Below are 20,959 nucleotides of genomic sequence, written 5' to 3' on the forward strand. Positions count from 1 at the left end.
TGCCCGATTTCACACGCCTATCGCCCCGTCGATCCGCTCGCGCAGCAGATCGGCGTGCCCGTTGTGCCGGGCGTACTCCTCGATCATGTGGATGAGCACCCAGCGCAGCGACACGGTCCCCCGCCACGAGTCCTCGCCCACGATGTCGAGGTCGGGCGCGCCCGTGACGAACTCGGTGGCGAACGCCACCTCGGCGTGCCACGCCTCCCACGCCTCGGCGACGACGGCGGGATCGGGCACCGCGCCGTCGAAGTCCCGGTCGGGGTCGGCCTCCGAGGAGAACAGCGGTGGCGCGTCCTGCCCGGCCAACACCCGCCGGAACCAGCGGCGTTCCACATCGGCCAGGTGCCGGACCAGTCCGAGCAGTGAGAGTGTGGAGGGCTCCACGGAGCGCCGGGACAGTTCCGTGTCCAGGCCCGCGCACTTCAACCGCAGGGTCGTACGCTGGGCCGCCAGGACGTCGACGAGCATGCTCCGCTCGCCGGCGGTGGCGGAGGTGCCGAACCGATGGTCGTGCTCGGGGTCGACGAACATCTCAGCTCTTCTGCGTGCGCCGGTCATATCCATCATTATCGGACCTGGCGGAACCGGCGCCGCGCCTGACGGCCCGACCGGTCGCGGAGAGCCCGCCATGCCGCCCGGCCGCGTCGCTCGCGGGGCGGCGGCCGGAGCCCGGCGTCGTGGCCGGTACGGCTTCCTCGTCCACATTCGGGCGGCGAGTCTAACGCCCACAGCAGGACCGGATCACTGACGGACGGTCGAACCTCGGCGTTCCTTGCGGATGTGCAGCTGGGCGGGCACCCGGGTGCGCAGTTCGGCGACGTGGCTGACGATGCCGACCGCGCGGCCGCCGTCGCGCAGCCCGTCGAGGATGTCCAGCACGCCGTCGAGGGTGTCCTCGTCCAGGGTGCCGAAGCCCTCGTCGACGAAGAGCGTGCCGATGTCCGCTCCCCCGGCCTCGGCGGTGACCACGTCGGCCAGGCCGAGCGCCAGCGCCAGGGAGGTGATGAAGCTCTCCCCGCCCGACAGCGTCGCCGGGTCGCGGCCCACGCCCGTCCAGCTGTCCAGGATGTGCAGGCCCAGCCCGCCGCCGGACCTGCTGCGGTCCCCCGCGGTGCGGTCGCGGCTGTGCTCCAGCAGGTAGCGCCCGCCCGACATGTGGTCGAGCCGCTCGTTGGCCGACTCGACCACCTGCCGCAGGCGCTCGCCGAGCACGTACGACGACAGCCGCATGTTCCACCGGTTGTCGGTGGAGTTGCCTCCGGTCAGCGCGGCGAGCCGTTCGGTCAGGCGGTGATGCTCGGCGGCGGGACGCCAGCGTTCCAGGCAGGCGTCCAGCTCGGCGCGGAGCGCGGTCAGCCGGGCGAGGCGGGCGGCCGCCTGGCTGCGCTCGGACAGCAGGCGGGCGTGGGCGGCGTCCGCGGCGTCGCGCGCCTCGCGCAGGGCGGACAGGTCGGGTTCGGGTTCGGCGGCGGCGGCGACCAGCTCGGGGTCGGCGAGCATCGCGGCGACCGCGGCGCTCTCGGTCGCGAGCTCGCGCAACCGGGCCGTCTTGGCCTCCCGCTCGGCGGGAGGGCGGACCGCGGCGCGGGCGTCGTCGAGATCGAGGAACCCCGCCTCGACGGCGGCGGCCGATGCGCGGTCGCGGGCCGCGACGAGTTCGGCGGCGGTGGACCGCTCGTCCCTGACCGCCTCGACGGCCTCCCTGAGCAGCGCGGCCTCGTCGGCCAGCCGGTCCAGCCGGGCCGAGAGCGTCGGGTCCTGGCCGCGCGCCTCGTCGATGCGCCGTGCCAGCCGTCCTGCCTCGGCGCCGAGCCTGTCGACGTCCGTACGGCGGGAGGCCAGCGCGACGGCCAGCTCCCGCGAGCGTTCCCGGAGCAGGTCGGCCTCGGCGGCGATCTCGCCCGCCCGCGCGGCCAGCTCGGGTTCGGCGCCCGCCGACTCCCGCAGCGCGGCCAGCGCCCGCTCCGCCTCGGCGAGCCCGGAGGCGGCCTCGTGCACGCTCAGCGTGGTCCGCTCGCTCGCCTCGCGGTGGGCGGCGACGGCCTCGACGACGCGGCTCGCGGCGCCGACGGCGGCGGACAGCAGCGCCGCCTCCGCGGCCAGCCGGTCGCGGCGGGCCTGGACCGTGGGGTCGGTTCCCCGGGCCGCGTCCAGGCGGCCGGTCAGGCGTTCGCGCTCGGCCTGCCGGGCTGCGTGGCGGGCCCGGCCCTCGGCCAGGCGCCGGGCGACCTCGGCGGCGGTCTCCCGTGCCGTGTCCAGCTCGGCGGTCAGGCGGCCGGCCTCCGCGGCGAGGGTCTCCTCGGCGCCCGCGGCCTCCCGGAGCGCGGCCAGCGCCCGTTCGGCCTGGGCGAGGCTCAGCTCGGCCTCCTCCGCGGTCCGCTCCCCCGCCGTGGCGACGGCCTCCTCCAGGCGGAGGGAGAGGGCCGTGACGTCGGTCTCCGCGGCCCGGCGCCGTTCCATGGCCGTCTCGAGGTCGGCCTGGGCGGTGCGCTCGTCCTCGGCGGTGGGCGCCTCGTCGGCCGCGGCGGCCGGGGCCGGGTGCTCGGGCGAGCCGCAGACCACGCACGCCTCACCCGGGACGAGCTTGGCGGCGAGCTCGGCGGCCATGCCGTCGATCCTGGCCTGCCGGATGTCCTGGTGCCGGTCGCGGAGCCGCTGGGCGCGGTCGACGGCCTCGGCCCGGACGGCCTGGGCGGTCTCCAGCTCGGCACGCAGCACCTCGCGCCGCCGTGCCGCGCCGAGCACCACGCCGGCCGTCTCGGCCTCGGCCCGTGCCGTCGGGACGCGCGCCGCGGCCGCCCTGGCCTCCTCCAGGCGGGTGGCCACCTCCGCCGACGCGGCGGGCAGTCCCCGCAGGGTCTCCTGGATCCCGGCCTCGGTCCGGGCGGCCTCGCGCAACTCGGAGCCGAGCCCGTCGAGCTCGGTGTCGAGCTCGGCCAGGCGGGCTTCCTCGCTCCGCAGCCCCTCCAGCCCGGCCAGTTCCTCGCGGCGTTCCCTCTCACCGTCGGCGAGGACCGCGCGGACGTCGTCCGGCCCGTCGGCGCCACCGTGGCCGAAACCGTCGCCGAAACGGTCGTCGAGCCCGTCGCCGAAGCGGTCGCCGAGCCCGCGGCCGAGCCCTTCGCCGAGGTCGGGCGGAAGGGTCGCGAGGCGGGAGGCCAGGCCGGCGCGGGCGGCGGCCAGCTCGGTGGCGAGGCGGTCGCGCTGCTCGGCGGCCCGCAGCCGGGTGACGGCGGCCTCCGCCGCCGACTCGGCGGCCGGGACGCGGGCGGAGTCCAGGCGGGCGGAGGTGAGGCGCTCGTCCACCTCGCGCCGGAGCTCCGGGAGGACCTCCAGGCGGGCGTCGGCCACGGCCTGCGCGGCGGCCAGCTCCCCGATCTCGCGGCCGGCGCGCTCCCGTTCCCGTTCGATCTCCGCCAGGCGCGTCTCCTCGGCGCGCAGCTCCCCCAGCCGGGTGATCTCGCTCTGGCGGTCGCGTTCCAGCGCGGCCAGGTGACCGAGCACGGCGCCGCGCCGGTGCGCGTCGGCGGCATCGCGGGCGGCCCGGGGGACGTCCAGGACGTCGTCGGGGCCGCCGGGGCCGCCGGGGCCGTCGGTGGTGTCGGTGTCGGTGTCGGCGTCGTCGGTGTCGGTGTCGGTGTCGTCGGCATGGTCGGCGTCCCGGCCGTCGCGACCGGTGCCGAGCAGGGCCGGGGACGCGTCGTGAACCCCGGCGGCGTCGAGCAGGGGAAGGGCACGGGCGACGGCTTCGGCGGCCAGCTTCTCGGCCTTGGCCGCGGTCGCGGCGCGCTGCTCGGCCTCCTGGAGCAGCGGCAGCACCCGGTCGGCCGCCGTCGCCTCCTCCAGGACGGCCTCCAGGTGTGCCCGCTCCTCGGCGGTCTCCTCCAGCGCGCGGCTCCTGACCAGCGCCTCGGCGTGGCGCCGGCGCCGGTCGGCGAGTGCCGCGCCGCGCTCCAGGCTCTCGCGTGCCCGCCGTACGGCGTCCTCGCTCCCGGCGTCCCGCGGGTCCAGCCGCGCGACCTCCAGCCGTGCGAGCTCCTCCAGCGCGCGGGCCCAGGCCACCGGGTCGTCCTCCACCGGGAACTCCGTCTGCGACCCTGCCTGCGACCCTGCCGGGAGCTTGGCCGATGGCTCCGTCGCGACCTCGAACAGGGCTCCCGTCGCGTCCTGCGCGGCGGCTCCCGTCGTGGAGGACGTACCGGCCGCGAGCGCGGCGGTCAGGACGGGGCCGGCGGCCTCCTCCAGGCGCTTGACGGCGAAGTCGACCTCCTTGCGCAGCGCCTGCTGCTCGCGGAACGCCTCGGTACGCCTGTCCGCGAGCCAGGACTCGGCGGTGGCGTAGATCTTCACCGAGAACAGGCGCTCCAGGACCCTGCGGCGGTCCTCCCCGTCGGCGCGCAGGAACTTGGCGAAGTCCCCCTGGGGCAGCATGGCGACCTGGAGGAACTGCTCGGCGTTCATGCCGAGCAGGGTGCCGACGAACTCCCCCGCCTCGTCGATCCGGGTGGTCAGCCCCACCCACTCCCCGCCCGGCGACAGCTCCTGCAGCAGGGCCTTCTCGTTCTCCCTGGTCGTGCCGGTGCCCCTGAGCTTGGGGCGCTGCCAGGCCGGGGATCGGGTGATCTTCAGCCGGCGGCCCCTGACCGTGACCTCCAGCGCCACGCTGGGCCCGCGGCCGGGCGGCGCGTGGTCGCAGCGCAGGCTCTTGGCGCTGTCGCGCCTGCCGGGCACCCTGCCGTACAGGGCGTAGCAGAGCGCGTCGAGCACGGTGGTCTTGCCCGCGCCGGTGGGGCCGTGGATCAGGAAGAGCCCGGCCTCGGCGAGGGCGTCGAAGTCGACCTGCTCCTCTCCGGGGAAGGAACCGAACGCGCTGATCCACAGACGGTGCGGGCGCATCTACGCCATCGCCTCCTTGGTGCGGGAGGCCTCCACGGCCTCGCGCAGCAGCCGGGTCTCCTCGGGGTCGGCGGCCTCGCCGCGTACCTCGCGGACGAAGTCGAGGGCGACGTCGATCTCGGCGCGCCCGGCCACCCGGGGACGGGTCACGACGTCGTCCGGGCCGCCCTCGGGTTCGAAGGACAGGGCGAGCGTGTGCGGGAAGCGGGCCCGGAGCCGTTCCATCGCCCCCTTGGGCCGGATCCGGTCGACGAGCGTCACCTGCAGCCAGTGGTCCTCGTGGCGGGCGTGCTCGGGCGAGGTGAGCAGGTCGTCGATGCGGCCGGTGAGGCGGGCGACCGGCCTGGGCACCGGCGCCTCGACGAACTCGGCGCCCTCGAACCCGGCGGGGCCGAGGTCGACCAGCCAGGAGCCCTTCACCTGACCGGCCTCGGAGAAGGAGTAGGCGATGGGGGAACCGGAGTAGCGGACGGTCTCGCTCATCCGCTGGCGGCCGTGCAGATGGCCCAGCGCCGCGTAGTCGACGCCGTCGAAGACCCGCACCGGGACGTGGGCCACGCCTCCCACGCTGATGTCGCGCTCGCTGTCGCTGCCCTGCCCGCCGGTCACGAACGCGTGGGCCAGGACCACCGACCGGGTGCCCCGGCGCCGCAGGTCCTCGTGGATCAGCGACATGGCGTGCCCGACCGCGGCGGTGTGGGTGCGCTCGGGCAGCTCCCAGGCCACCCGCACCAGCTCGGGCTCCAGGTAGGGGATGCCGTAGAAGGCGACGTCGTCGATGACGACCGGCTCGCCGACGCGTGCGGGGTCGGTGCGCAGGTGGACGCCCGCCGCGTCGATGAGCTCGGCGCCGAAGCCGAGACGGCGCGCCGAGTCGTGGTTGCCGCTGATCAGCACGGTGCGCACGCGGGCGTCGACCAGCCGGCGCAGCGCCTGGTTGCACAGCTCGACCGCGTCGACCGAGGGCAGCGCCCGGTCGTAGACGTCACCGGAGACCACGACCACGTCGATCCGCTCCGACCTGACCGTCTCGATCAGGTGGTCGACGAAGACGCCCTGGGCGGCCAGGAGGCTCTCCCGGTGGAACGAGCGGCCCAGATGCCAGTCCGATGTGTGCAGCACCCGCATGTCGCACGAAGCTAACAGGACTCAGCGACAAATGTGGCCACTCGCGTCACGCGGATCCCCCGCCCTGTCGGGGGTTCGGGGTCGTGAGTAGGCTTGAAGATCGAAGGGAACGATACCGGAGAGCGGGGGCGTAAAGGCGAGTGACGAACGGGGATCGGATCGGCCTGCAGGCCGGCCGTGGCGTTCTGAGCGTCGCCGCCGGCCTGATCCTGGTCGCCCTGGCGACGGTGGGCTACACGCTGCCGCCGTCGTTCGACCCGACGCCGCTGCGCGTCGACCCGGTCTTCCGGACGCTCCCGCCGCAGCCGTCCGCCGAGGTCGTGCCGGTCGCGGCGACCGCGCGGATCAGCGTCAGCGAGGTCACCGTCACCGCCGAGGACGGTACGCCGCTGCGGGCCACGATCCGCGCGCCGCTCACCCCGGGCAGGCACCCGGCGATGGTCTTCGTACAGGGGGCCGGAGCCGGGACGCGGGGCGAGTTCACCAGCCAGGCCGAGTGGCTGGCCAGGGCCGGCATCGTCACGCTCGCCTACGACAAGCGCACCGTGGGCTACGACTTCCGGCACCGTGACTTCGCCCTGCTGGCCCGCGACGCCGTGCGCGTCCTGCGGGAGCTGCGCGGGCGCGCCGACGTCGACCCGGCCAGGGTGGGGCTGTGGGGGGTGAGCGAGGGCAGCTGGGTGGTGCCCATCGCCGCGACCCAGAGCGACGAGGTCGGGTTCACCGTGCTGGTGTCGGCCCCCAACGTCTCCCCCATGCGGCAGGTGACGTGGGCGCTGGGCGAGCAGCTGGACCGGCTGTACGCCCCGCCCGGGGTACGCGAGCTGCTCATCCGGGCGATGGGGGCCGTCGACATGAACTTCCTGCGCTACGACGGCCTGCCCGCGCTGCGCCAGATGCGGCAGCCGGTCCTGGCCCTGTACGGCACCCGTGACCCGTCGATCCCGTTCGTGGAGAGCAGCAAGGCGCTGACCGGCGCGCTCACCGAGGGCGGCAACCCGAACTACACGATCCGCTACCTGCGGGGCGCCGACCACGGCATGCGCCTGCACGGCGGCCCCTTCGCCCCCGGTTACCTGCAGACGCTCGCCAACTGGATCCGGGGGCTGCCGGGCACGGCCACGCCGTCGGTGCACATCGCCGGCGCCACGCCGGTCCAGCGCCTGGAGGCCAGCGACGTGCCCGCCGCCCCCTGGTACGCCGGGGGGACGGTCATCGGGCTGGCGCTCTGCCTGGCGGCGGTGGGCTACGTGGTCGGCCCGGTGGCCGAGATGGCCGCCCGGATCCGCGGCCGGGCGGCCGCGGAGACCAACGCCCGCATCTGGCCGCCGATCCGCCGCCGCTTCCGCCGGATGGCGTGGACCGGGGTCGGGCTGCTGGTCTCGGTGCCGGCGTTCATCGTCCTGCTGGTGCTGTTCTCGGTCAACCAGGCCGGGGCCTGGCCCGCGGTACTGGCCGGATGGCTGGTCATCAGGATCCTGGCGCTGCTGATGCTGCTGCAGGAGGTCACGGGCGTGGCGGCCGTCGTCGAGGGGTTGCGCGAGGGCTGGCAGCCCTCGCGTCCCCAGAGTCTCGCCGTGGCCGGGGCACTGGGCGGCACCGGTCTGCTGCTGGTGGCCGCGGCCTACTACGGCCTGTTCTCCTTCCCCCTGTAGGGACCGGGTCCCCGCGAAGATCGGGTCACGGGGATCGAGGTGATGGGAAACGTCCGTTCGCATCCCTTTGGTACGCGTGAGCCGTTCGGCAGGTCGCCCGCGGCCGGGCCCGGATCGGGTTCCGCCCGTGGCGGCGGATGGGCGGTGGGCAGACCGCGGGCGGACGGCGGCAGGCTAGAGGTGGCCGCCGAGCCAGCGGTCGATCTCGGCGAGCACGCGCCCGCGGACCGGTTCGGGCGAGAGCACCAGGTCGTGCATGCCGCCCGCGATCCGGACGCACGTCACGTGCGGGCCGATGCTGGTCGACCAGCGGGCGATCTGCCGGGGGTCGAGCACCACGTCGGCGCCGCGCGCCTCGGGGGCGAAGGCGCGCAGCCGCAGTCCCTTCTCGGCGCAGAGCACCAGCACCGGCACGTCCACCCCCAGGCCGCCGTGCAGCCTGCGCTGTGCCCGGCGGACCGCGGCCAGCCAGGCCGCGTGCACCGGGAACCCGCCGATGGGCTTCCACTCCAGGTCGAAGTCCCACTCGCCGTGGTGGGTGCGGTGCAGGCTCGTGCCGTACGCGGTGGCCGCCACCAGGGGCAGGACGGCGCCGGCGGGCAGCCGGGACAGCGGGCCGCGCAGCAGGTCGGCGGCGGCCCGCAGGGGGGAGGGGACGTTGAGGTCGAGGAAGGGGCTGTTGAGCACCAGGGCCTGGACCAGGCCCCGGCCGCGGACCCGGTCGGCCCAGAGCGGGGCGATCAGGCCGCCGGTGGAGTGGGCGTTGAGGACGACCCGCTGGTGCCCGTCCCGCTCGCGGACGACCCGTACGGCCTCGTCGATCTCGGGGAAGTACTCGGTGAGGCTGCGCACGAACCCGCGGGTCTGGTGCGGCAGCAGCGAGCGGCCGTACTTGCGCAGGTCCAGTCCGTAGAAGTCGAAGCCCCGGGCGACGAAGTGGTCGGCCAGGTGGGTCTGGAAGAAGTAGTCGGTGAAGCCGTGCACGTACAGCACGGCTCCGCGGGCGGGGCCGTCGGCCCGCCGCCGCACCAGCGAGGCCACCACCGGCCCCTCGTGGTCGTCGGCCATCGGCAGGACCGTGAGCTCGTAACCGGGGCCGAGAACGTCGGGGGCGGGAACGTCGGGACCGGGAACGGCGGGGGCGGGAACGGCGGGGGCAGGCACGCCGGGAGCGGGAAGCGCGGGGCGGGGGACGTCGAGGGAGGGGACGCCGGGAGCGGGAACGTCGGACATGGTGCTCGGCGTCACTCGTAGGGGTTGTCCGGCCAGGACGGGACCGCCTCGGGAAGGTCGCCCGAGACCTTCATCGGGAACGCCGCCGCCCGCTTCTCCAGGAACGCCGTGACGCCCTCGGCCGCGTCCGGGGCGGAGCCGAGCGCGTTCATCAGGATCGAGTCTGCGCGGTGCGCCTCCCACGGGGAGGAGGCCGACAGGCCCGACCACATGAGCCTGCGGATCGCGGCGACCGAGACGGCCGAGGTGTTGTCGGCGATCTCGCGGGCGAGCGCGTACGCGGCCGGGAGGAGCTCGTCGGGGGCGAGGACCCTGGAGACCAGCCGGCCCTGGAGCGCCTCGTCGGCGGGGAACACCCTGCCGGTCGCGGCCCACTCCATGGCCTGGGAGATGCCGACGAGGCGGGGCAGGAACCAGCTGGAGGCGGCCTCGGTGACGATGCCGCGGCGGGCGAAGACGAAGCCGAACCTGGCGGTGTCGGAGGCGAGCCTGACGTCCATCGGGAGCGTCATCGTCACCCCGACGCCCACGGCCGGGCCGTTGATCGCGCCGATGACGGGCTTGAGCGACCTGGCGATCCGGAGCGCGACCGTGCCGCCGCCGTCGCGGGGGGAGCCGTCGACGGTGTCCTGCCCGGCGTACATCTCGCCGGTCCTGCGGTGGTCGAAGGTCTCGCCCCCGCCCGCGAGGTCGGCGCCCGCGCAGAAGGCGCGGCCCCTGCCGGTGACGACGACGGCGCGCACCTCGTCGTCGGCGTCGGCGAGGTCGAAGGCGTCGATCAGCTCGCCGCGCATCACGTAGGTGAAGGCGTTGAGGCGGTGGGGGCGGTCGAGGGTGATCGTGGCGACACCGTCCGCCACCTCGTAGTGGATCTCCGTGAAGGCCATGACCGAATCTTATTCCAGGGAAAATGTGCGATAAGTCCGGATGGGCTTCTTGAGTTGTTCACCGACTTGTCGCCCGCGACGCTGTTTTATCCCCCTAATATCTCCGTCGACGCTGAACGGCGAGGAAACGGGGGGCGGGTGCGGGACAGACCACGGCCGTCCGGTGTCGGCACGGTCATCGGCTGGACGGCACTGTCCGCCGTCGTCCCGGGCGCGGCCCACCTGCGCGCGGGATGGCGCAGGACCGGCCTGACCCTGCTGTCGGTGTACGCGGTGCTGCTGCTGGCGCTGCTCTGGGTGGCGCTCACCTCCGACCTGGGTGCCCTCGCCGGGCAGCTGGCCTCGTCCTCCTCCCAGGTGACCACGGTCATCGCGGCCTCGGCCGTGCTCGGGCTGGCCTGGTTCGCGCTGGTCGTGCACTCGTTCACGGTGATGAACCCCGGCCGCCTCCCCGGCGCGGGGCAGGCCGTCGCGGGGGGCCTGGCGGGGCTGCTCGCGGTGGCCGTGCTGCTGCCCTTCGGCTTCGTCGGGCAGTCCGCGGCGTTCTCGCAGTCGGCGCTGGACGACATCTTCAGCGCCCCGTCCACCCCCCGCCCCGCGAACGGCGACGGCGGCACGGCGAACGCGGACGACCCGTGGGCCGGCCGTTCCCGGGTGAACATCCTGCTGCTGGGCGGCGACGCCGACACCCACCGGGCGGGCGTGCGCACCGACAGCATCAACGTGGCCAGCGTGGACGTCCGGACCGGCAACACCGTGCTGTTCAGCCTGCCGCGCAACCTGGAGAACGTCCGCTTCGTCCCGGGCTCGCCCATGGCGAAGCGCTTCCCCGACGGCTTCCGCCTCCCCGTCAACCCGGACGGCTCGCGCGAGGACCTGCTCTTCGCGGTCTGGGAGTACGCCGACGCGCACCCGGAGATCTTCGGGGGACGCAGGCACCAGGGCACGAAGACGCTCATCGACACGGTCGGCTACACCCTGGGCCTGAAGATCGACTGGTACGCCCTGGTCAACATGTGGGGCTTCGCCCGGCTGATCGACGCGATCGGCGGCGTCACGCTGACCGTCCCCCAGGACGTGGTCTTCGGCAAGTACAACGAGGGCCTGGTCAAGGCGGGCACCCGGCGGCTGCGCGGCGCCGACGCGATGTGGTTCGCCCGCTCGCGGACCAACAGCGACGACTACACCCGGATGGGCCGCCAGCGCTGCGTGCTGGGCGCCCTACTCTCCCAGTCGGATCCTGCGACCGTGCTGTCCCGGTTCAACCGGGTCGCGCTGGCCACCAAGGAACTGCTGAAGACCGACATCCCGCGCCCGATGCTGGAGCACCTGGTCCCGCTGGCGCTGAAGGTGAAGAACGCGAAGGTGACCAGCGTCCAGTTCGTCCCTCCGCTGATCAACACCGGCTACCCCGACTGGAGCAAGATCCGCAAGATCACCGCGAAGGCCCTGCGTGCCTCCGCGGCCACCCCGCGGCGCCCGCTCACCGCCACCGCGGCCCCCTCCGCCACTCCGGGGACCCCCACCGGCGGCACCGGCGGCACCGGTGGCACCGACACCACCACGGCCACCGGCATCCCGCGGACCGGTGAGACCACCGGGCCGACCGGCAGGAGCACCGCCGACACCACCGACACCGCCGACAGCGCCGACACCGGCGGCACCGCGACCGGCGCGCCCACCCGGACGCCCCGCCCCCGGGCGAGCGCCACGGCCACGCCGGACCCGGCCTCCCCCAAGGGCATCAGCGAGGGCTGCGGCTGAGCGCACGTCCCGGGTCCCGGGAACACGCGCGCACGGCCGTCACCGGCCGCCGCCCGGCGACCTCCCGCCGAGCCGTACGGTGACCGTGACCGAGTCCCCGCTCCAGGCGGCCGGGCGGTCGAAGACGAGCGTGAGCCCGGCCCCGGTCGTGGCGCCCGTCAGCACTCCGTGCCCGTCCAGCACCCCGGTCACCGGCCGGTCCCAGGTCACGGTCAGGGTGTCCAGGTCGCGCCGCGGATCGGACACGGTCACCGTGGCCGTACCGTCGCCGGTCTCCCGGACCAGGAGCGCGCACGGGGCGGAGGCGGCCAGGCCGCCGGCGGCCCCGGCGTCCCAGAACACGACGGCGGTCAGGCCGAGCGAGGGGACCCGCACGCCCTGCCGCCGGGCGGTGTTGTCGAGCACCCGCACCCGGCCGGGGTCGGCGGCCCGGGACCGGGTCGCGGCCAGGCTCGCCCCCGGCAGGAGCAGGTAGAGGTAACCGGCCGAGACGGGATCGACGCCGTGGTCGAACCACAGGGTCGTGTAGTCGCGCGCCGCTCCCCCCGCCCGCTCCCCCTCGGCGACCCGCCTCTCGCGCAGCGTGCGCAGGCCGGAGGCGCAGGGAAGGACGTAGCCGCCGTGCCCCTCCAGGTGCGCCCAGCCCGCCGCCTCGTCCACGGTCAGGCGCGCGCCGGTCCTGCGGTTGTCCACGACGGTCTCGACCGGTACGCCGTCCTCGGCGGTGATGCCCGCCCCCATGCAGACCACGGCGTCGTCCAGGAAGAACCAGGACTTGAACGCCCGCATCGTGCTCTCGAAGCCGTTCAGGTGCTGGCCGACCGCCGCGTACACGCCGTCGGTGGCGCCGCCCACCCAGCGGACCGGCGGGCAGGTGTCGCCCCAGGCCGGTCCGGCGCCGTCCGCGAGCCGCCGGGTGGAGACGGTCGTGCCCGGCAGCCGGTAGGGGTCGACCGTGGCCCAGAAGGAGTCGGAGTACTGGTCGCCGTGGCCGCGGCCCCACCAGTGGAGCATTCCCGAGCCGGTGTGCCAGCCGCGCGGGTTCTCGCCGTTGCCGTGCTCGTAGTGGCCGATCCGGTCCGAGGCCATGCTGAGGCCCGCGCACCAGCCGGGTCTGCGGTGGACGGCGCGGGCGCTGCTCGCCAGGAGCCGGTGCCCGGAGGGCTCGGCCGCTGCGGGGACCGCGTCGTCGTCCAGCACCGCGGCCAGGCGGGCGTGGGCTCCCAGGTCCTCGGTCTCGGCCGCGGCGAGCATGGGCCGGTGGGTCTCCCGCAGCGCCCACCCCTTGACCGTGGACCGCCAGCGGGCCCGCTCGGCCGCCGACGCCGACTCGCCCAGCAGCAGGATCGACAGGGCGATCCTGCGCCCCCGGTCGTGGTCGCCGTACGGCCGCCTGCCGATCCCGCGGCCGGAGACGAGGTCCATGCAGAGACCGTCGTGGACGAACGGCGCGAACGACCTCTCGACCATGTCGAAGACGACCCGCCGGCGGGGATCCGTGATCTCCCACGGTGATCCGCGCAGCACCGCGAACAGGGTCGCCAGGCCCGACAGCAGCACCGCCCCGTACCCGCCCTGGTAGGGCACGAAGGTGTGCTGCAGGAACGAGCCGTCCCGGTGGAAGCCGTCGCCCTCCTCGACGTGGGGGAAGACCGGGGAGAGCGCAGAGGCGGCCAGCGCGACCCCGCCCGGGTCGGATCCCACGAGGGCGCGCAGCAGCGTCACCACGCACAGGTCCACCCGGTTGGCGCCGGTGCTGGTACCCTCGTAGTCGCGCAGCAGGCACGCGGGCACGAAGTGCTCCGCCGCCTGCCGCAGCGGCCCGCCCTCCCGCTCGGTCAGGTGCGGGCCGATCAGCACGGCCGCGTCGAGGAGCCTGCGCGGGACGCCGATCTGCCAGTTCCACCAGTTGCCCGCCGCCTCCGCGCCCGCGGCGTACACCCGGCTCCGGTAGTGGTCGATCCCGGCGGCCACGGCCGCGGCCAGGCCGGCGTCGCCGGTCAGCCCGGTCCCGGGCAGGGCGTACGCGCGGGCCATGGTCCGCAGTCGCTCCGGGGTGGCGGTGAAGGAGGGGAACGCCAGGCCCGGCCAGAGCGACGCGCCGGCCGGCGCCATGGTGTCCCGGTACCGGGCCGCGGTCCTTCCCAGCCCCGCCAGCCGGGTCCGGTAGGGCTCGGCCGAGGCGTCGAACCCCGACCCGGCCGTGACGTCCCGCCACCGGCGGCGCAGCAGGGCGAAGACGTCGTCCCGCCCGGACGCCGCGCGGGCCACGGGCGGGACGTCCGCCGCGGGCGAGGACCGGCCCGGGACGCGCGCGACCTCCGCCGGGATCAGCGCCCCGGCCGCGGCGACCCCGCCGAGCCGGAGAAGCGATCGCCTGGAACATCCGCTCACATCGGGATTGTCGCTCAAGGAGGGCGTTCGTCCCGCGTGTCGCGTGAAACGCGGTACGCGGGCACCTGACGCGACACGATCGTCACCGAGAGTAATCTCCGTTCTGAAGTGGATGATCCAGGAGGGCATCCCTCACGACAGAACGGGAGTCCAGAGTTGGTGCCACGACGATTCACCTCCGCGCTCATCGCGTCGGCCTGCGCCCTATCGACGCTGCTCGCCCCATCGGGCGCACCGGCCGCGGCCGGCACCGGCGCGCACGCCGCCGCCACCGCGCGAGCCGCCGTCACGCCCTGTGTGCAGCAGGGACGGGCGACCTACCCCGTCGAGTACTACTGGAAGAACGCGTTCGGCATGAGGCTGGGCGGCGGGTCGGTCTCGGTCGACACCTCCCCGCCCCTGTGGGGCGGGCGGATCGCGCCGGGCGGCACCTTCACCCTCACGCTGGCCCACCGCACGGCCCGGTGGCCGTTCCTGGTCAGCCGCTACACCACCACGTGGGACCTGTCGTCGCTGCTGGCCTACGCCGACATCGTCGGCCAGTCCGGGGCCGGCGCCGTCGTCGGCAGCGTCCTGTCGATCCCCTCGCAGGGCACCAAGGCCGACCCGCCGGCGAAGGTCATCACCTTCCAGGTCAGGCAGGGCACCGTCGGGGGCTCCATGACCATCCGGCCGACCGGGATCAGCAGCGTCCTGTCCGCTCCCGGCCAGCTGGGAGCCAACGCTCCCGCTCCCCCGATCCAGATCGTGAGCGGGCAGTCCATCTCACCCACCCAGGCCGCCGACGACACCGCCTCCACCGCGCCGGGCACGGCCGTCAGGGTGCCCGTCCTGGCCAACGACACCGCGGCCGCACCGACGATCACCGGCCTGAACCCGCCGGCCAACGGCACCGCGACGATCTCCGGCCGCGACGTGGTCTACACGCCCGCCGCCGGGTTCACCGGCACCGACGACTTCGCCTACACCGTCACCACGGCCTGCGGGACCGCCACCGCCAGGGTCACGATCACCATCCCGTGCACCTACACGCCCGTCGACCTGGTCAACGGCGGCTTCGAGGCACCGCCGGTGGCCACGATCGACAGCGCCGTCCCGGACGCCTCGTCGAACCCGGGCGTCGGCTGGCGCACCACCGCGACCGACAACCGGCTGGAGTTCTGGCGCAGCGGCCAGACCGGGGGCGGGAACGTCGCCGTCCCCGCGGCCGACGGCCGGCAGTTCGCCGAGCTCAACGCCAACCAGGTCTCCACGCTCTACCAGGACCTGCCCACCGTCCCGGGGACGCGGATGACCTGGTCGCTGTACCACCGGGGGCGCCAGGGCACCGACGTGATGCGGGTGCTCATCGGCGCGCCGGGGGCGACCGTGGCCCAGGTCCCCACCGGCGCCTCGTCCCCGGACATCGCCGACGGCAACACCGCCTGGGGCCACTACACCGGCGTGTACGTCGTGCCCGCGGGGCAGACCGTCACGCGGTTCGCCTTCGACTCGGTGTCGGCCGCGGGCGGCAGCCAGGGGGCCGGCAACTTCCTGGACGGCGTGGTCTTCACGACGCCGGCCTGTCCCTAGAGGTCCCGGACGGCTCGGGACGGCTCGGGGGCGGCTCCGGGGCGGCCCGCTCGTCCCGTCTCGTCCCGTCCCGGAGCGGGCACGTGGACGGGGGTCCGCTCCCGTCGGCCCCGTGTGAGGGAGACGTCCGGTCCAAGGGGGGGTACGCCCGTTCAGACGGCGTACGACTCCTTGGCCAGGCGGCGGACCCGGTCCTCGTCGATGCGGTGGCCCAGGCCCGGCTGGGTGAGCGGCACGGCCACCACGCCACCCGAGGCCCCGACCGGCGGGTCGACGATCTGGGCGCTGCGCGGCGGCTCGGCCACGTCGCAGGGCAGGCCGCAACCGGGCAGGCTGGCGGCGGCGACGGTGGCCGCGCGGGCCAGCCCGGTGCCGCGGCCACCGGCGCAGGCGATCTCCCAGCCGACCTCCACCGCGCGGTCGTGCACCCGGCGCACCTCGCGCAGGGACCCCAGGGCCGCCGGGCGGAGCAGCAGCGCCCGGCCGGCCCGCACGGTGATCGCCTCTTCCAGCTCCGCGGCGGAGGGGACCTCCAGCAGGACCGGCGCGGCGACCCGTTCCTGCAGGTCGGCGTGGTCGGCCAGGCCCGTGGGACCGGCGAAGGGACGCTCGATCGCGGAGAGCGTGTAGGCGTCGAGCGCCGCCAGCGCGTCGATGCCGGTGTAGGCGCCGCGCGCGTCCACGGCGATGCCCAGCACCGGGTACGCCTGGCGGACGGCGCGCAGCGGCTCGACGTCCCAGCCGGGATGGACGTCCAGGGTGACGTGGGCGTATCCGGCGCAGACGTGCCGGTTCACCCTCGCGACCAGGCTGTCCAGGTTGCGCTCGGCGCCGATCCTGACGGTGGCCATCAGGGAGGTGCGGGTACCGCCGAGCGCGTGGGCCAGCGGCACCCCGCGCATCCTGGCCCACAGGTCCCAGCAGGCCATGTCGGCCGCGGACCCCCCGGGGATCCGGCCCAGCTCGTCCGGGTGCTCCCAGTCCAGGCCGATCAACGCCTGGCCGAGCCCTTCCTCCAGCGACACCCAGGTCTTGGGGTCGGCGTCGACGACCTCGCCCCACCCGGTCATGCCGCCGTAGTCGGTGAGCCGGACGAGGATGCTCTCCGGCCGCCTGCCGTACGGCAGGATCAACCGGAACACCTCGAGATCACGGACACGCGGCATGGACCCCCCTCGGTCTCTCCGAGCTCGGAGGACTCCGAGCTCTGAAAACACGAATCCCGCCCTAGGGCGGGACTCCGTTCAACACCGGGAAGGTCGGCGTTCTTCCCCATGGTGCCACGCGGACCCACGGACATCCCCCGTGGCCGGGGAAATCCGGAACCGGGGCCGGGGGCGGACGGGCCGGCGAGAAAGGGGAGAAAGCGACCCCCACCCGGATCCCGGTCCGGGCCCATGATCGGGACAGGGGCCCGAGGCGGGAGCAGGAACCCGAGACGGGACCGGGACCCGGGCGGGAACCGGGGTCAGGGCCGGGACCGGGAAGGTGTCAGGTCCTGACCCGTCCCGACACCAGGATCCCGCCGGCCGCCAGCAGCGCCACCAGCGCGAAGCAGAGCAGGTAGACGGCTCCGAGGGTGCCCAGGGCCGCCAGCAGCGCGCCGGCGACCGCGACCGACACGACCGTGTAGACCGACTCCGCGACCCCCAGCGACGCGCTGTTCTCCCCCTCCTGTCCCGGGGGCGACAGCTCCAGGACGAGCACCGACAGCGTCGGGTACACGACGCCCATGCCGAGCCCCAGCACGATCTCACCGGCGAAGGCCGCGGCGATCGGGACGGCCGCGAAGACGGTCAGGCCCATCATCACGAGGCCCACGGTGATCAGCAGCATGCCGAACCGCAGCAGCGGGACGCGCTCGAACCGCCTGCGGCCCACCACCCACGAGCCGAACGACCAGCTCAGCGCACCGCCGGTCAGGACGAGCCCGGCCATGGTCAGCGACAGGCCGCGCTCGTCCCTGAGCATCAGCGGCAGGAACGCCTCACCGCCGATGACCGCACCCGCCGCGATGCCGCGCAGGGAGATCACCGAGGGCAGCCCGCGGGCGGCGCGCAGGGTCCCCGTGGGCAGCAGCCGGGGAAGCGCCGCGGCCAGCACGGCCAGACCGGCGACGATCAGGACGAGCCCGGCACCGCGCGTCGCGCCCCCGTACTGCATGAGCGACGCGCCGTACTGCATCAGGGCTGCTCCGACCGCGACGAGCAGCGCCCAGCCCAGCCTCCACGCGATCGAGGCGCGGGCGGGGACGGGCGGCTGGTCCGACATCGGCGCCGAGGCCAGCCCGCGCCAGAGCAGCAGCGCGGCCGGCAGGAGGATCACCGCCACGCCGTAGAAGACCCAGCGCCAGCCGACGCTCTCCACCACGACGCCGGTGATCGCGGGTCCCACCATGGAGGGCACCACCCAGGCGGTCGCGAAGATCGAGAACACCCGGGGGTGGAGCTCGGCGGGGTAGACCCGTGAGACCAGGACGTACATCGCCACCTGGAGCATGCCCGCGCCGAAGCCCTGGACGAACCGGCCCGCGATGAACACGTCCATCGTCGGCGCGACCCCGGCCAGGATCAGCCCGACCGCGAAGACCCCCGACCCGGTCCACAGCGGCGCGACCGGCCCGGCCAGGTCACCCCAGCGCCCGCCCAGCACGGTCGCGACCACCCCGGCCGCCAGCGCCCCGCTGAACGCCAGCCCGTACAGCGCGTGGCCGTTCAGCTCGGCGGCCACGACCGGCATGGCGGTGGCCACGGCCAGGTACTCGAAGGCCGCCAGGGTGATCAGGGCCACCGTCCCGACCGTCAGCGCCCGGTAGCGGGGGGCGAATATTCCGGCAGGGCGTTCTTCGATCGTCGTGCTAACCATGGGATAGACGGTACGGCCGGTGCCCGGCACCCGTCATCGGGCCCCTGGTTCGGCCCTTGGTCGTAGGACCGGCGTCCCGGTCCCCTCCCATAGGACCGGCGGCCCTTGCAGGAGCGACGTCCCCTGCGGGACGGGCGGCCCGCGCGGGACCGGCGACCGGCCTCACCCGGCGGCGCGTTCCGTGAGCGGACGCCGTCGCAGCGCGGCGTCGGCCAGCGACGGCGGGCGCCAGGCACCGTCCGGGGGGTACAGGTTCGTCCCGGGCGGGACGATCTCGTCGATCCGGTCGAGGGTGGCGTCGTCGAGGGTGAGCGGGGCGCCCTTCAGCAGCTCCTCCAGGTGCCCGATGGTCCGTGGCCCCGTGATCACCGAGGTGACGGCGGGGTGCGCCGCGGCGAAGGCCACGGCGAGCGCGGGAAGCGAGCAGCCCAGGTCCTCCGCGAGGGCGACCAGCTTCTCGAGGGCGTCGAACTTGGCGGCGTTCTCCGGGAGGGCGGGGTCGAAGCGCGCCGGGGTCAGGGCGGGACGGCCGGTGGACAGGTCGACGGGCCGCCCCCTGCGGTACGCGCCTGACAGGAAGCCCGAGGCGAGCGGGCTCCAGGTCAGCACCCCCATCCCGTACCGCCCGCAGACCGGGAGCACGTCGGCCTCGACGCCCCGGGCGAGCAGGGAGTAGGGCGGCTGCTCGGTCCTGAAGCGCTGCAGGCCGCGGCGCTCGGCGACGTGGTGCGCCTCGACGATCTCCTCGGCCGGGAAGCTCGAACAGCCGAAGGCGCGGATCTTCCCCTGGCGGACGAGGTCGCTCAGCACCGAGAGCGTCTCCTCGATGTCGGTCGAGCGGTCGGGACGGTGGATCTGGTAGAGGTCGATCCAGTCGGTACGCAGGCGCCTGAGGCTCTCCTCGACCTCCCTGAGGATCCAGCGACGCGAGTTGCCGCTCCGGTTGGGCCCCTCGCCCATCCTGAAGTGCACCTTGGTGGCGAGCACGACGTCGTCGCGGCGCCCCTTCAGCGCCTTCCCGAGGATCTCCTCGGACTCCCCCGCCGAGTACATGTCGGCGGTGTCGACGAAGTTGATCCCCCGGTCGAGCGCGGCGTGGACGATGCGGGCGCAGTCGTCGTGGTCGGCGTTGCCGACCGCGCCGAACATCATGGTCCCGAGGCAGTGGACGCTCACCTCGATGCCGGTGCCGCCGAGAATGCGGTAGCGCATGGTCAGGCTCCCTTGCTGACGTCCGGCGGGTGCCGGTGAGGACGTGCCGGGACGGTCGTGGCCGTACCCGGCGACGAGAACGCGGCGGCCCTGTGCCCGGCGTGCCCGGCGTGCCCGTCGGCGCCGTCGCCGTCGCGCCCCGCGATGACCGTGACGTAAGGGCCGCTCGAGTCCGCATCCTAGGAGCTGGAGTCGACTCTAGATCAAGTCCGTATCCTGGACGGCATGCGGGATGTCACACCGGGTTTGAGCATCGGGCAGGTCGCCGAGCGCACGGGACTGAGCGTCCACGCCCTGCGTTTCTACGAGCGCGAGGGCATCCTGATCGATCCGGTACGGCGCGGCCCCGGCGGGCGTCGCGTCTACGGTGAGGGCGACGTGGAGTGGCTGACCCTGTGCATCGTCCTGCGCGCCTCGGGCATGCCGTTGCCCGACATCCGCCGCTACACCGAGTTCGTCCGGCAGGGAACCGGTAACGAGGAGGAGCGGCTCGCCCTGCTGCGCCTGCACAGGGAGCGGGTGATGGCACAGATCGACGGCCTTTCGCGGTGCATGGACCTGATCAACCACAAGGTCGGCGTGTACGAGGACCTCCTCGACCAGGGCGCCGCCGGCCACCCGTGCTCGGCACCGCCTTCGTGACCGGGGTCCTCCCCGACGCCCCGGTGCTCTCGACGCCCTCGGTGCTCCGACGCCCCCGTGCTCTCGGTGCTCTCGGTGCTCCGGTGCTCTCGGTGGCCTGCGAGCGCGGGCGGGCCCCGGCATGCCCCGGTGCACCCCGCTGACCCACCGGGAACGCGTGGACCGCGCCGGACGGACGGGCCGCGCGGGCCGTACGGAAAAATTCCGGTTCTCCCTCGTGCGATGTCGATCCGGGCGAGGACCGTTCGTGTAGGAGGTGAGGGGCCGGCACCGTGCCGTGCCCGGCGGCGACGGGGTCCGCCACCGGGGGGTGGTGGCGCCGGTGGCCGCGAGAACCAGGAGGATCGACCATGAAGCGGTATCTGCTCAGCGTGTACCAGCCCGACGGCACCCTGCCGTCCGGTGAACTGGAGCCCATCATGCGGGACGTCGGGGCCGTGGAGCGGGAGATCAAGGAGGCGGGGGCGTGGGTCTTCGCCGGAGGGCTGTATCCGGCGAGCTCGGCCACCGTGGTGCGGGTCCGTGACGGTGAGGCGCTGACCACCGACGGCCCGTTCACCGAGGGCAAGGAGCACATCGGCGGGTTCACCGTCATCAAGGCACCCGATCTCGACGCCGCCCTGGAATGGGGACGCAAGCTCGCCGGCGCGACCACGCTCCCGGTCGAGGTGCGTCCCCTCGAGGGCGAGGCCGAGGACTGACCTCCGC

Annotated in this window: 14 protein-coding genes; 5 read left to right on the forward strand and 9 right to left on the reverse strand. The window is 74.5% G+C overall.

What is annotated here, in order from left to right:
* Positions 1-9: 9 nt before the first annotated feature.
* The 3 genes from ACIBCT_RS26665 to ACIBCT_RS26675 all read right to left on the reverse strand — a co-directional run bounded on the left by ACIBCT_RS26665 (position 10) and on the right by ACIBCT_RS26675 (position 6,027).
* Positions 10-561, reverse strand: coding sequence for a DinB family protein (locus ACIBCT_RS26665; protein ID WP_399193003.1), 552 nt, complete (start codon positions 559-561; stop codon positions 10-12).
* Positions 562-744: 183 nt separating this feature from the next.
* Complete coding sequence (locus ACIBCT_RS26670) at positions 745-4,899, reverse strand: AAA family ATPase (RefSeq protein ID WP_399193005.1); 4,155 nt, start codon at positions 4,897-4,899, stop codon at positions 745-747.
* Entirely contained in the window at positions 4,900-6,027 is a 1,128-nt protein-coding gene (locus ACIBCT_RS26675; protein WP_399193007.1) for an exonuclease SbcCD subunit D, read from the reverse strand. It abuts the gene before it with no gap.
* A 140-nt stretch (positions 6,028-6,167) separates the two neighbouring features.
* Here ACIBCT_RS26675 and ACIBCT_RS26680 point away from each other — a divergent pair, with 140 nt between their 5' ends.
* A complete protein-coding gene (locus ACIBCT_RS26680; protein WP_399193009.1) occupies positions 6,168-7,682 on the forward strand; it encodes an alpha/beta hydrolase family protein in 1,515 nt (504 codons plus the stop codon).
* A gap of 174 nt (positions 7,683-7,856) precedes the next feature.
* Here ACIBCT_RS26680 and ACIBCT_RS26685 read toward each other — a convergent pair whose 3' ends face one another.
* A complete protein-coding gene (locus tag ACIBCT_RS26685; RefSeq protein WP_399193011.1) occupies positions 7,857-8,915 on the reverse strand; it encodes an alpha/beta hydrolase in 1,059 nt (352 codons plus the stop codon).
* 11 nt (positions 8,916-8,926) lie between these two features.
* Complete coding sequence (locus ACIBCT_RS26690) at positions 8,927-9,802, reverse strand: enoyl-CoA hydratase-related protein (protein WP_399193013.1); 876 nt, start codon at positions 9,800-9,802, stop codon at positions 8,927-8,929.
* 138 nt (positions 9,803-9,940) lie between these two features.
* Here ACIBCT_RS26690 and ACIBCT_RS26695 point away from each other — a divergent pair, with 138 nt between their 5' ends.
* The gene (locus ACIBCT_RS26695) at positions 9,941-11,566 is read left to right on the forward strand and encodes an LCP family protein (protein ID WP_399193015.1); all 1,626 of its coding nucleotides are present in this window, start codon (positions 9,941-9,943) and stop codon (positions 11,564-11,566) included.
* A gap of 39 nt (positions 11,567-11,605) precedes the next feature.
* Here the strand turns inward: ACIBCT_RS26695 and ACIBCT_RS26700 are convergent, their stop codons facing one another.
* Positions 11,606-13,960: a polysaccharide lyase 8 family protein gene (locus tag ACIBCT_RS26700; RefSeq protein WP_399193017.1), complete on the reverse strand. Its 2,355-nt coding sequence runs from the start codon at positions 13,958-13,960 to the stop codon at positions 11,606-11,608.
* A 159-nt stretch (positions 13,961-14,119) separates the two neighbouring features.
* Here ACIBCT_RS26700 and ACIBCT_RS26705 point away from each other — a divergent pair, with 159 nt between their 5' ends.
* Positions 14,120-15,532 (forward strand): Ig-like domain-containing protein, encoded by a 1,413-nt coding sequence (locus ACIBCT_RS26705; RefSeq protein ID WP_399193020.1) that lies wholly within the window; start codon positions 14,120-14,122, stop codon positions 15,530-15,532.
* A gap of 152 nt (positions 15,533-15,684) precedes the next feature.
* Here ACIBCT_RS26705 and ACIBCT_RS26710 read toward each other — a convergent pair whose 3' ends face one another.
* The 3 genes from ACIBCT_RS26710 to ACIBCT_RS26720 all read right to left on the reverse strand — a co-directional run bounded on the left by ACIBCT_RS26710 (position 15,685) and on the right by ACIBCT_RS26720 (position 19,609).
* On the reverse strand, positions 15,685-16,698 hold the full coding sequence (locus tag ACIBCT_RS26710) for an enolase C-terminal domain-like protein (protein WP_399193022.1): 1,014 nt from the start codon (positions 16,696-16,698) through the stop codon (positions 15,685-15,687).
* A gap of 325 nt (positions 16,699-17,023) precedes the next feature.
* Entirely contained in the window at positions 17,024-18,397 is a 1,374-nt protein-coding gene (locus ACIBCT_RS26715; RefSeq protein WP_399193024.1) for an MFS transporter, read from the reverse strand.
* A gap of 162 nt (positions 18,398-18,559) precedes the next feature.
* A complete protein-coding gene (locus tag ACIBCT_RS26720; RefSeq protein ID WP_399193026.1) occupies positions 18,560-19,609 on the reverse strand; it encodes an aldo/keto reductase in 1,050 nt (349 codons plus the stop codon).
* A 225-nt stretch (positions 19,610-19,834) separates the two neighbouring features.
* Between ACIBCT_RS26720 and ACIBCT_RS26725 the strand changes: the two genes are divergently transcribed.
* Both ACIBCT_RS26725 and ACIBCT_RS26730 read left to right on the forward strand, forming a co-directional pair.
* The gene (locus tag ACIBCT_RS26725) at positions 19,835-20,251 is read left to right on the forward strand and encodes a MerR family transcriptional regulator (RefSeq protein ID WP_399193028.1); all 417 of its coding nucleotides are present in this window, start codon (positions 19,835-19,837) and stop codon (positions 20,249-20,251) included.
* A gap of 350 nt (positions 20,252-20,601) precedes the next feature.
* Complete coding sequence (locus ACIBCT_RS26730; protein WP_399193030.1) at positions 20,602-20,952, forward strand: YciI family protein; 351 nt, start codon at positions 20,602-20,604, stop codon at positions 20,950-20,952.
* Positions 20,953-20,959 lie beyond the last annotated feature (7 nt).

This window comes from Streptosporangium sp. NPDC050855 (genome assembly GCF_044456585.1).
Lineage (GTDB): Bacteria > Actinomycetota > Actinomycetes > Streptosporangiales > Streptosporangiaceae > Streptosporangium > Streptosporangium longisporum.